Raw genomic sequence first — 10,768 nt, 5'->3', positions numbered from 1 at the left:
ATTTTTATATACTGTTCTTCTTCTTTTAGAATAGATATGTCTTCTGTTCCTGCTACTTCATATCTTTCAAATCCGGCCTTTCCACAACTGGGACAAGACAAATGTGATGCAATGTCTTCTTTGTACTTTTCAGGACATTGTACATCATCCAAAATATCGTCAATAGTAGTCTCTTGCCCCAGTACCCAAACATAACTCCCACCATCATATGGTTGACAAGTAATACAGTACTTCAATTCTTGTTGAGCCTTATCAAGATATTTTTCTGCTGTCTTATTTAGTGTGGGTAGGTTTTCATAGTATTCCATTTGAACCTCCATAAGTTTGTTAATAAATTATTTCTTTTATGTTGTTAAATCATCTATTGTAGTTTTCAATATACTTAATTGCATAGTTGAGAATGTCTATATAATCTTCCGCATCAACAGGAGACTCTATTTTATTTAGTCCCTTTTCAATTTCGGTATATATCTGACCGCAATAAGGCTCTTCTTCCCAAACTACGCCAATTTCGCAGTCTTTAAATTTATAAAATCTATTACCCTTTTTAAATTCATCCCTTTGAGTCAAAGCCGCTATAGAAATATCTATTATTTCTTTGTCTTTTTTTGCCCACATGTGAAATTCGTTTGGCGGGTTCCAAAGGTAAGCAATTGGTAAACCAGTAAACCTTAATTCACCCGCTACCAATTCTACATCTAAATTATAAAACCTTTTCATTAGGTCTCTTGTTAAATATGATGTATATACACATGCGTCTCCCATACGTATTCTATGATAACTGAAACCGCCAACTATGCCCTCAACTATTGTCTTTTGAATATGTTCCTTAGTGATCATAAAAACCTCCAATTTAATTAATTGTACATAAATAAAATGATTATTTTAACCTAATTTCTTCTACTCGTTCTTGCCCTTTTGATATTGTCTCTTCTGATATATCTTCTAGGCAGTGCACTATGTAATCAAAAAGTAATATAACTTTGATCGAATTCTGTGCAATTCCATATTTGATATCTGCACCATGTAGTATAGCGTTTCTGCTTATTAGCGATTTTAATTTTTTTCCATGTTTAAAGGTAGCTAAAAGATTCTTAGTGTAATAATAGTGTATTGCTTCATCAAAGTCCCATTCAGCATTTGAATCTTTCAGCAAAAGCTCTTCCAGCAGTGCAGATATTATTTTTCCGCCTACGTTATCATCAATCTTAAAGCAATCAACCAATAAACCTTCGAATTGTGCCAATAAAGTGGGAATTACCAAATCATGAAACCCTAGCTTATACCCCATAATAACTTTTCTTAAAATATGGATTCTCTTCTTAAGGATTTCTTTTGCTTCCCACGAATCATGAATAATTTCAATTACTTCATCATTATAATAATCTACCATTAGTTGATCTATTATTGATTTGGTATATTCTTTATCTTCCTTATAGGAATTGGCAATCATTCTCATTGTAGGTATATCCATTGAGTGAGGTGGAGGGTATCCCATAGATACAATTGCAAATTTAAAAACAATCATATCATCTTCAGTTTCCTTAAATAAGGCTGGCCAATCATATTCGTTAATACCCTGAAGTGATTCGTTAATTGCGTTTCTAATTAACTTAGAAATATCTATAGACAAGTTTGTTGCTTCTTTAAGCCTCTCTGCTATTTGTTCTTGAAACTTAAAAGCATCTACTATCCTGGTTAAACTCTCCATATAAATCTACACCTTTTCAATTTGTTTATATGCTATACTTTCTTAATTCTTCACTAAATGATTTAATACTTATCTCATGCTCAGATTCAAGGTCATTAGCTATTCGTTGAGCCTCCTCAAACTCCAGTGGAGAAACCATAGAAAAAATATTTACCCATTGTTTTTTATTCTCATTCCAAAATTTATTATCATCTGATATAATTACATATTTATCCATAGCAATTGTCCCCCTTCTAATAATAATCTATTAAAATACTTGTTTTATATTAACTCTCTTTTAGCTTCCTCATAAGCCGCTTTTGCTTTTGGATTATGAATATTAATTGTATCTTCGATACCTAGACGTATAATTTCCTTTGCGAATCGTACATTTTCATCCCTAAAATCCTGACCAGTATTATGTAGATACCAATGGCATAGTTCATGAATAAGAACTTTTTCTATTTGTTGGATAGATAACAATATTAAAAACTCTGAACGGAATATGATTGCCTTTAAATTCGAATCATAAGCCCCTTTGAATTGTATTTCAAGTGGTTCATCTGGATCAAAAATTATTTCAGGCAAAGAGTCAATATTCCAATACTTTTTAATAGCTTCTTCTGCTTTCTTTCTCATCCATTGTAAATCAACTGGACTGCAATTTCTTAGTTTTTTTATTTCATCCTTTGTTGAGATACGGACATGTTCACTTTGAAAAAATCCTAGCTCATAATCTTTTTGAAATACTTCTCCAAATGGATTTAAAGCAATCGCATCGAAAAAATAAACATCTTCACCAACATATTTTCCTTTATCGGTTACAAACATTATTATTTTCGCTTTTGGATTACCTGTGTCATAAGTGTAATGTTCACCAATTAGTACTGTCCTCATTCTTTGCACCTCCTATATTAAAATGAAAGAGAAGTTTTATGTTAGAGATTTGTATTATTTGGTATGTGTTTCCTCTTGATTAAATTATATAACAGCCCTACAATCAAGTCAATATATATTAATTTATTTTCAATTAAAAATTAGGCTGCATATGCAACCTAAAATTCTTCTTCCACTTCTATTCCCAACACATCATCAAACAACACTTTCACAATAAATCCCTCACTGTCCTCCAGGTATACCATTTGTTTAAACTGATCTAACCTACATATCTTACCCTTTATTATTTCCTCAGATTCTCTCCATACCTTCAGATGCACATTAAAAGAAAATTCCATAGCATAATGGATCTGGCTTTCAATATGCTCAACTTCAAATGAATCTAAAATGGGCTTTTGTTGCTGATAGTAATCTTCATTAAACTTTCTTAATAAGTTTGTATGCTCAGTCATAAAGAAACCTTGCCACTTTTTCTTTCCTCTATCTTGTATGGCCATAAGATCATCTCCTTACAACTATTATAGAACAAACGTTCTTGTTTATGCATTGTTTTTTATAAAAAAATAAGCCCTCTCGCATGAGAAGGATCATTTAAAATAACTCTTTTATTTACCTTTCTGATTAGACTCGCTTTCCCTTTTATCTCTTTCCCAAGTGTCTACGCAATGTTCGCTACAGAATTTTTGTCTACTTAATATACTTAACTCCCAACCACATTGCTTACATCTCTTTCGTTTAAAAATCATTGCCACCTCCTAAGTTATTAAAATCACGCTTTTATTCATTTATAATTCAGAATATCCATCATATAATTTATAATCATCTTCAACTAATGCTAAATAATAATCAGAGTTCTCTGTCCAATGTTTGTTATTCCATTCTTTAACTAGTTGCTTACCAATAAACTCATTCACATTTTCAGCTATAATCGTTTCAGTGAATAAGTCTCTACAAAAATTGTCCTTAGTTACAATTTTCATATTCCTCACCTCGTGACATTATCTCTCTAATTTCTTCATCTGTCATTGACTCCCAATCTTTCTGACTATAATACCTTGAGCCTTCTAGATTGAACTTATTTAAGTATTCCGTTCTGTTGTAAACATTTTTGATTTCTGGGATATAAACACCTATTTCTTTATGACATTTAGGACATCTAAAATATCTTTGACCACCTTTTATTGGACAACGAGTTTCTTCTCCTGTATCGAAAAATGTATGATTGCATCGTTTTTGCTTTAGCTTTAACTTTATTGTTCTAAACATAAAGTCTCATCTTCTGTCATTTCATTTCCTTCGGTATCAGTAAATAAAAGCTGTGCACTAGCTGACTCAAATTCTAATTCTTCTCTGTAGTTATATTCAAAATGCTCTTCTGCAAATGCAGATATGTAAATTCCATGCTTTGTTTGTAATTGGTTTAATTCTTCTAGAAATAATCTCATCTTTTCTTTATCCATTATTTAATCACCTTAACTCTTTTGGTATAATTTCTATATGTTCTAATCCACATTTATTGCAAGCCTTGATAATAACTCTGTCTCCATCTTCATCTATCCAGTCTTGCTTCTTTATGCAAAAACGATGCTCGTGATTCTTATCTATGAGATAGTTTAGCAATATTAGTAAAAATAAGATGAATAAACATACTAATATGGGTACAAGAATATTCATATTGTTAAATCATTCTTTTTGTTTCTATTTAGCCTTTTTCCCAAACTCATCTTAATCCTCATCTTCCCATCCCATATATTTAGCACCAGTATAATATGATTTCCAAGAACAATCTCTAAGAAATTCCAAAAAACTCTCCATTTTTTCAATTGTATGCTCTTTTTTCTTACTTTTAAATGGCTCTCCTTCCCACATGAAATTTTCGATAATTTTTGCTAATATTTCATGGTCTTCAATCATATCTCTAGGTACACTACTCATATGTTAATCACCCTTTTTCTTCAATTACTACTGTCTCAAGTTTCTTATTTAGCTTCTTTACCTTTCTTTCCAGTAACATGATTTCTAACTTTTTTTCATCAATAAGTCCTTGGGTATACTCTAATTCAAATAAAATATTGCGTGCTTCCATATTCATTAATGATTCACTCCTTTTCTTGATAAAATTCGACTTTCATTTTAGTTAAACTCGCCTAAGCTAGAATTATAAACTCTTGAGACAAAAGGAAACTTCAACAATTTCTTTTTTTTCATATGAGTTTTTATCGCAATTGTCTTGGGAAGTGTCGTGCTTTTCCAAATAATTTTTGCACGATAAAAATCAAGCATAAAAGAAATACTTTCATTTAGATCTTCATTTAAGTACACTATAAAAGTGTTAATCTTATTATTTTCACTCATGCAAATCCCTCACTCTTTGCCAATTAGCCCTATAAATTTCACCTGTCTTAATGTTTTGTAATACTCTATGTCCGCCATCATCAATCATTCTTATACCATACGGTTCTAGCCAATCAGAGTTACCTACATTATCTTCTCGACCAGAAAAAATAATCTTTTCTGTTTCAGCTTCATATAAATCAAACTCATAATTCCATGCGATATGTATAGCTTCTACAATATTATTAGATGGAATTAAAACAAACCTGCCTTCATCCCAATCCCATGCCATAAATTTAGCTTCATTTTTGTTCAATTTGTTCACCTCTATTAATTATCCCAAATTATTTTTAATTTTTTTATAGCTGAATATAGACACTCAATATCCTTTAATAATCCACTAATCTGTGAAGTAGTTAGATTTGTAAGATGTGCATCGTAAACAGCTTTCCTTCTTTTATCTAAATCTGCTTCAAGTACAGTAATGGCAAATTCAATATCTTTCATTACTTCTTACCTTTAGATAATTTATAGATTCCTAGTTCTTTATCCCAAACCATATCATTTTTGTTAGGTTGTTTCGGAAGCAAATAAATCCCTAATTCTTTAGACCAAATCATCTTTTCTTTATTCATTCATCTTTATCCCCTTTGTTTTTATTTAATAATTTCTCCAAACCATATGATCAAACTCAACTACAGGTATTTCATTCTTCCTTAACCACTCACTATTTAATATTTCTGCCACATTTTCACCTTGTGAATGAAGATTATTAAGTAAGCTATTCCAGAATACGCTGTTTCCTTTTATGAATTTAAATCCAATAAAATCATCACCCATGAGCTGCTGTTTATGATGAATCGCTTCTCTCACAACTCTTTCAGCATCAATATATACTGTTTTCATATTATCGCCTCCGCTATTCAAAAGATAAAACTGCACTTTTATTTATTTTCTTTAATATAATTCATTCAATCGGTCTAATTCCATCTCCCAATAATGAATCTGATATTTAGCATTTTCAATTGAATGTTCATGTCTAAGTTGTACTTGTTCTTCTTCAATTCCCTCAAGAAACTCAATTAATCTTTCAATCTCTTTTTGACTACTATGTATCCAATATGAGTTATATATATCTTTAAGTTCATAAGCTAGTTCTAATGGAGTGTAGCTTTCTGGTGAGCAAGAATAATCTTTATCTAAATCCACTAAATAGTTGGTAGTGATATTAAGTTCTTTTAGCTCTTCGTGTGACAAATGTGGAATATTGAAATAATAATTTGCAGATACTTCATTAGGATGAAGCCAGTCATATTTTCCTTCGCTTCTTATAAATGTTACATGCTTCACTTGTGGTTTCTCCATATATAATCCTCCTTAATTAACGTTATATTCTATTGTTTCATAGTCTGCATTCAAAAATATGACTAGTATATCCACTAGTTTCATTCGGAAGGAGATAGTGTATATCTGCTTTATCTAATCCACGTACTTTATTACTATCGTTTAAGCTTCTAACTGCAATGAAACTATCTGAATGCCCAATAACTTTATGCGTTTTTTTAAATCCTTCTAGCCATATTTCGGGAATTTCTTTCTCGTTATCTAAATGAATTAAACGTCCATACGGTAAAAGTGATTTTCGTGTAATCATTGTTTTCCTCCTAATTAGCTCTCTGTTTATTCTTTTGATTAACATACTTTCTTTTTAGTCTGCTATATTGAGAAAATGCCTAACGCTATCACGACAATAAACCCGATAAGCATAAATGCCAAAATGGCCAATTGAAAGAGTTTTGCGACCACGTTAAGGATCTTGGCTGTCAATTCAGGCTTTTCTAGTATTGCTCCAACACAAGCAAAGACCATGAGCAAAAATATGCTAATCAATATAACTATAGGGATAAAAATTACTGACATAATCCCCAAACAATCCCTCCTTTTTGATGAAATCGACCTTTTATCAAATTAAATTATTAATTTATTTTTAAATAATACTTTACTCCATCAAACTTGCTTGCCAACTCCCTCAAACGTTCGACCTCCGCAATCAACTCGAACACATCCCTTGTCATATCTGGTGTAACCGTATAACGATAGAACTCTTCGCCTGTCTTATTAAAATGTTTGACTGATTCGTCAATACTCTTCCATTTTCGTTTAAGTTCGTTCATTAGTTATCACCTCCATTTTTTAAATAAGTATCTAAATTAATTTTTTGCACATTATTCACTCTATAAAAGCTAGGCCTATATTTGTTTCTAACCATCCACATCATAAATACACTATGTAATTCATTTTCAAGTTCATTCTTATGCTCTTCTTTTACTCTGCTTAAAAATTCTTCTGCATAGTCTCCAACTTGTTCATAAACATCTTCTTGTATCTGATCAATAATCATATCTGCACTTATACCTATACTGACATCACAAGTCTGACCTACCCAAATGCAATCTTGGTATTCTTCATATTCATTTTCAAAGTAATAAAGAACTTCCTCAATTGCATCTTCCATAGATTCAAAATCACCTTCGAAATTTTCTTCATTATAGCTAAAACACCATTTACCTACTGACATTCAAATATCACCTCATTCTGTTTTTATTACCACTGTAACTATTCCAACCCGTTATAAGCTACTTCTCCTCGTGGGACAATATTAGCTTTACAACATTTCGTTCTATATTTCTTTGGTGAAGTCACTATTGATTTCTTAAGAGATTCATATTCACCTAAGCAAGCTTCACATATAAACTTGTAGACTTTTCCAACAAATACTGTCTTTGTGCTACCAACGTTATGCTTGCGTAATTCATTCTCAAACTCTAGAGTACCGTCTCTGTATTGCCTTCCTTGCATAAAAAGCGCATAGTGAATGAGTTCATGTCTAAGCGTGTCATATATAACATCATCTGCACCATATTCAATAAGAAATCCTGCCATTTCAATTTCGTGTGGTTTATCTTTAGTTAAAATGAAAGAGCCTAAAGTGGATCTTAGACGCTTATTTATGACTATTGGTATATCTAAGCTCATACCATATTTCTCTTCCAGGAAATTCTGTGCGTAATCTGTTAGTTCCTCAACAATCATAATGTCTCTCTCCCTGTTTAGACTTTTAAAAAGTTTTTATAAAACTACAGTTTTATTTGCTTAATTCTTCTTTATACCATTGAAGAAAATTGTCTAGCTCAAATGCAGCATCATTGTTTTCTATATTTCTTTCATTTGTGATTCTGTTTTCTAATTCTTTAATAATTCGATCCTTACTTACTTTTACTTCATCTTCCCAAACAAGTTTTGTTCCTGGTGCACAATAGATCAATGAACCAAGTTCATCATAGTTTTTTCCCATTCCTTTTCCATCAGAATTATATCGTTCAAACTCTGTTTTATAATAATCAAAGGCAGCCAATTCTACTTGATCTGTGATATCCTCTCGCTTACCTGTAATAAACCCTTTTCCGTCTGTTGTGGCATACTCAATTCTATTTGTAATTTTTGTTAATACTACTTCTTTTGGCATATTTAATATCTCCCTTCAAACATTTCATTTTTAATGAATTCTAAAACGCTCATATCTCCATCTAAATTACACATGTCAATCAATCCCTCTTGCAGCTGCATTGCTAAACATTTTAAATTTGTATTCTCTAACTTTCTTTTATCCTCAGTTGTTAAATTCATCAAAACACCCTTTCTTACTTCATTACATCAATTTGATTAGGACAATCTAAATTACCACAGAAAATATTAATAATCTCATCACCTTCACCATCACCCACTACATCTAACTCAATATTATTTTGAAACCATCTATCCCCCTCTTTAAACACTTGCATCTCTCCACATTGATCACATGTGATTGTAAATGACATTGTTATATCCTCTCCTTCCTTACCAATAAAAGTAGGATTTCATCTTTAGTTTATCTATATAGTCCAGCGATATTTTGTCGTTGCTGTTATATGTAATTTTCCAAGAATGTAATTTGTCTAGTTGTCATATCCCTACATATTTGAAAAAACTAAAAATAACATCGAAGTATAAAAAATAACGAACAGAATTGTGTAAGAGTTATTTGCTATAAACGATTTTAGTAGTTTCAAAGTATCAGATCACCTCCTTAAAAAGTCCAGCAATAAAAAAGGGTTGCTGTTATACAGATTTCCAAACAAGTAATATAGTATTAATTTATTTCTAAATAAATTATGAAATCAATTTTAAAATTTCTTCTGTGTCAAAAAGAAAATAACTCTTATTCTTAAGCACGCTTTCATATGACTCTATACCTTCAAAATTATTAATAACTTCTTTTTCTTCTTGCGTCATATTATTATATTCTGCCTTACCATATGAAGGCGGTAACCAGCCTTTGTTTTGAGTTCCAAATAGGTTAAACTTTTTTAAAAGTTCCATATCCTTAAATTCAATATGGCATGTGCCTTTTTTGTAGAATGACACATAGAAGTATTTCAACTCTATCTTTCTAGTTTCTTGATAATGTTCGGCCATTATTAAAGTGTGCTCAATGTCTAGATCTTCTGTCATTCCACCATCTAAATAGTTAAAAACTTTTTCAATGTCTTTAAGCTTATCTAACACATTATAATTTGTTGGTCTATATCTTCCCCATGAATAGCTAATATCAGTGAATCCATTTAGAGGTATAATAACTTTCTTATTGATCTTGTATGCCTTGTTTGTTTTCCAACCATTGTACAGGTGTATATTTTTTGATGATTCTTCATAATAGTGTTTGTGGCTAAACTCATCAAAGAGACTAATAATTGTTTCCTCTACACCTTTTGTCATATCCTTGCTTAGTTCTAACCTTAATGAATAGATGTTATATAAGGAAAAATCATAATTTGATAATTCGTCAACTCGCTGCATGTATTGACGCTTTAAATTAGTAGTAAACAAACCCATAAATTGATTATTATTAAATAGCGTTTTCCAATACTTAGAGCGAATTTGTTTAATGTAACCATTATCCAAAGTGCTTTCATTATCTTTGTATTCTAAATCTAGCTTTAATATAGGATTACTATTATCGTTAAAATTAGCCAACATTAAAGGCTTTAGGCTGTTATATTCATTTATTAGTTTTAAGCCTGCTTTAATTTCATAGTTATATTGTTGTACTATTCCCTTTATAAAATCTGAATCTATTAAATCTTTACTATTATATTCAGTTTCACTTTTGAGTTTTTCTTCTTGCTTCAGCGATTCTAAGACCACGCTGTTATATGAATTTCTTGATATAGACATATGTATGAGTGCAACTGTAACTGAAGTTGATCGCTCAGAATTTGAAAAAGCATTCTCTATATATTCAACACTTGCGTTATTCTCCTCTAATTTCTGTTTGATTTCTTTTCTTGTGTTGGTAAATGGATTGCGTAAAGTTTCTGCATTTACTAAACAAATTAGATGGCCGCCATTCTCTTCTTGCATTTCGATAGCCTTTTTTAGATGGTGTTCGCCATTTGAAAAGGGGAAATTTGCAATAATAGCATTATACCTCTTAAACGTCTGATAAGATAAGAAGTCATTGTGAACTAACCTAAACCCTTTACCCTTTATCACATGCTGCAAGTTCTCATCTATTTCAATAGTATCTATATCATAATTTTTGTTTCTTCCCTGGTGATATTTAAACTTTTCTGTTATAGCTTCTACAAGATCCCCACGACCTGCCGAAGGTTCTAGCACTGTTTGGATTGTTCTAAAATCAATTTTAGATAACATTTTTGTCATCAAACTCTTAGGTGTAGGATAGAAATCAGGATTATCAGTAAACATTTTAACACCTCTTCATAAATTAGGTTTTTTCTAACAGAA

General features: G+C 31.1%; 27 protein-coding genes. All 27 read right to left on the bottom strand.

Annotated elements, in window-relative coordinates; genetic code table 11:
* On the bottom strand, nt 1–308 hold a 308-nt coding region (locus LCM23_RS06510; protein WP_224936187.1), incomplete at its 3' end, for a hypothetical protein.
* A gap of 49 nt (nt 309–357) precedes the next feature.
* Entirely contained in the window at nt 358–840 is a 483-nt protein-coding gene (locus LCM23_RS06505; protein WP_224936186.1) for a hypothetical protein, read from the bottom strand.
* Nucleotides 841–880: 40 nt separating this feature from the next.
* Nucleotides 881–1,711, bottom strand: coding sequence for a hypothetical protein (locus tag LCM23_RS06500; protein ID WP_224936185.1), 831 nt, complete (start codon nt 1,709–1,711; stop codon nt 881–883).
* Between the two features lie 25 nt (nt 1,712–1,736).
* Nucleotides 1,737–1,928 carry a hypothetical protein gene (locus LCM23_RS06495; RefSeq protein ID WP_224936184.1) on the bottom strand — a complete coding sequence of 64 codons (192 nt, stop codon included), beginning with the start codon at nt 1,926–1,928 and terminating at the stop codon, nt 1,737–1,739.
* 44 nt (nt 1,929–1,972) lie between these two features.
* Nucleotides 1,973–2,587 (bottom strand): protein sprT, encoded by a 615-nt coding sequence (locus LCM23_RS06490; RefSeq protein WP_224936183.1) that lies wholly within the window; start codon nt 2,585–2,587, stop codon nt 1,973–1,975.
* A gap of 158 nt (nt 2,588–2,745) precedes the next feature.
* Nucleotides 2,746–3,084 carry a YolD-like family protein gene (locus LCM23_RS06485; protein WP_224936182.1) on the bottom strand — a complete coding sequence of 113 codons (339 nt, stop codon included), beginning with the start codon at nt 3,082–3,084 and terminating at the stop codon, nt 2,746–2,748.
* Nucleotides 3,085–3,192: 108 nt separating this feature from the next.
* A complete protein-coding gene (locus LCM23_RS06480; protein WP_224936181.1) occupies nt 3,193–3,333 on the bottom strand; it encodes a hypothetical protein in 141 nt (46 codons plus the stop codon).
* Nucleotides 3,334–3,372: 39 nt separating this feature from the next.
* Nucleotides 3,373–3,567: a hypothetical protein gene (locus tag LCM23_RS06475; RefSeq protein ID WP_224936180.1), complete on the bottom strand. Its 195-nt coding sequence runs from the start codon at nt 3,565–3,567 to the stop codon at nt 3,373–3,375.
* Complete coding sequence (locus tag LCM23_RS06470) at nt 3,551–3,853, bottom strand: hypothetical protein (protein WP_224936179.1); 303 nt, start codon at nt 3,851–3,853, stop codon at nt 3,551–3,553. The genes LCM23_RS06475 and LCM23_RS06470 overlap by 17 nt, the downstream gene beginning before the upstream one ends.
* Nucleotides 3,838–4,047 carry a hypothetical protein gene (locus LCM23_RS06465; protein WP_224936178.1) on the bottom strand — a complete coding sequence of 70 codons (210 nt, stop codon included), beginning with the start codon at nt 4,045–4,047 and terminating at the stop codon, nt 3,838–3,840. Before LCM23_RS06465 ends, LCM23_RS06470 begins: the two co-directional genes overlap by 16 nt.
* A gap of 265 nt (nt 4,048–4,312) precedes the next feature.
* Nucleotides 4,313–4,522, bottom strand: a complete 210-nt coding sequence (locus LCM23_RS06460; protein WP_224936177.1) for a hypothetical protein — start codon at nt 4,520–4,522, stop codon at nt 4,313–4,315.
* A 7-nt stretch (nt 4,523–4,529) separates the two neighbouring features.
* The gene (locus LCM23_RS06455) at nt 4,530–4,679 is read right to left on the bottom strand and encodes a hypothetical protein (protein ID WP_224936176.1); all 150 of its coding nucleotides are present in this window, start codon (nt 4,677–4,679) and stop codon (nt 4,530–4,532) included.
* A gap of 41 nt (nt 4,680–4,720) precedes the next feature.
* Nucleotides 4,721–4,942, bottom strand: a complete 222-nt coding sequence (locus tag LCM23_RS06450; protein WP_224936175.1) for a hypothetical protein — start codon at nt 4,940–4,942, stop codon at nt 4,721–4,723.
* A complete protein-coding gene (locus tag LCM23_RS06445; RefSeq protein ID WP_224936174.1) occupies nt 4,935–5,237 on the bottom strand; it encodes a hypothetical protein in 303 nt (100 codons plus the stop codon). The genes LCM23_RS06450 and LCM23_RS06445 overlap by 8 nt, the downstream gene beginning before the upstream one ends.
* Nucleotides 5,238–5,251: 14 nt before the next feature.
* Nucleotides 5,252–5,428, bottom strand: a complete 177-nt coding sequence (locus LCM23_RS06440) for a hypothetical protein (protein WP_224936173.1) — start codon at nt 5,426–5,428, stop codon at nt 5,252–5,254.
* Nucleotides 5,428–5,556, bottom strand: a complete 129-nt coding sequence (locus LCM23_RS25830) for a hypothetical protein (protein WP_263624140.1) — start codon at nt 5,554–5,556, stop codon at nt 5,428–5,430. The genes LCM23_RS06440 and LCM23_RS25830 overlap by 1 nt, the downstream gene beginning before the upstream one ends.
* A gap of 25 nt (nt 5,557–5,581) precedes the next feature.
* The gene (locus LCM23_RS06435; protein WP_224936172.1) at nt 5,582–5,827 is read right to left on the bottom strand and encodes a hypothetical protein; all 246 of its coding nucleotides are present in this window, start codon (nt 5,825–5,827) and stop codon (nt 5,582–5,584) included.
* Nucleotides 5,828–5,878: 51 nt separating this feature from the next.
* The gene (locus LCM23_RS06430; protein ID WP_224936171.1) at nt 5,879–6,286 is read right to left on the bottom strand and encodes a hypothetical protein; all 408 of its coding nucleotides are present in this window, start codon (nt 6,284–6,286) and stop codon (nt 5,879–5,881) included.
* A gap of 37 nt (nt 6,287–6,323) precedes the next feature.
* Entirely contained in the window at nt 6,324–6,575 is a 252-nt protein-coding gene (locus tag LCM23_RS06425; RefSeq protein ID WP_224936170.1) for a hypothetical protein, read from the bottom strand.
* Between the two features lie 62 nt (nt 6,576–6,637).
* On the bottom strand, nt 6,638–6,850 hold the full coding sequence (locus tag LCM23_RS06420) for a hypothetical protein (RefSeq protein WP_224936169.1): 213 nt from the start codon (nt 6,848–6,850) through the stop codon (nt 6,638–6,640).
* Nucleotides 6,851–6,897: 47 nt separating this feature from the next.
* Complete coding sequence (locus tag LCM23_RS06415; RefSeq protein WP_224936168.1) at nt 6,898–7,095, bottom strand: hypothetical protein; 198 nt, start codon at nt 7,093–7,095, stop codon at nt 6,898–6,900.
* On the bottom strand, nt 7,095–7,499 hold the full coding sequence (locus LCM23_RS06410) for a hypothetical protein (RefSeq protein ID WP_224936167.1): 405 nt from the start codon (nt 7,497–7,499) through the stop codon (nt 7,095–7,097). Before LCM23_RS06410 ends, LCM23_RS06415 begins: the two co-directional genes overlap by 1 nt.
* A 38-nt stretch (nt 7,500–7,537) precedes the next feature.
* Nucleotides 7,538–8,014, bottom strand: a complete 477-nt coding sequence (locus LCM23_RS06405) for a SprT-like domain-containing protein (protein ID WP_224936166.1) — start codon at nt 8,012–8,014, stop codon at nt 7,538–7,540.
* Between the two features lie 52 nt (nt 8,015–8,066).
* A complete protein-coding gene (locus tag LCM23_RS06400) occupies nt 8,067–8,447 on the bottom strand; it encodes a DUF7446 family protein (RefSeq protein ID WP_224936165.1) in 381 nt (126 codons plus the stop codon).
* 2 nt (nt 8,448–8,449) lie between these two features.
* Nucleotides 8,450–8,608, bottom strand: coding sequence for a hypothetical protein (locus tag LCM23_RS06395; RefSeq protein WP_224936164.1), 159 nt, complete (start codon nt 8,606–8,608; stop codon nt 8,450–8,452).
* 14 nt (nt 8,609–8,622) lie between these two features.
* The gene (locus LCM23_RS06390) at nt 8,623–8,799 is read right to left on the bottom strand and encodes a hypothetical protein (RefSeq protein ID WP_224936163.1); all 177 of its coding nucleotides are present in this window, start codon (nt 8,797–8,799) and stop codon (nt 8,623–8,625) included.
* Nucleotides 8,800–9,130: 331 nt separating this feature from the next.
* A complete protein-coding gene (locus LCM23_RS06385) occupies nt 9,131–10,729 on the bottom strand; it encodes a DUF4942 domain-containing protein (RefSeq protein WP_224936162.1) in 1,599 nt (532 codons plus the stop codon).
* Nucleotides 10,730–10,768 lie beyond the last annotated feature (39 nt).

The organism is Cytobacillus kochii, assembly GCF_020171845.1.
In the GTDB taxonomy this organism is placed as follows: Bacteria; Bacillota; Bacilli; order Bacillales; family Cytobacillaceae; genus Cytobacillus; species Cytobacillus kochii.
Note: the sequence above shows the minus strand (reverse complement) of the source record. Positions and strands in the feature narration are given on the sequence as shown.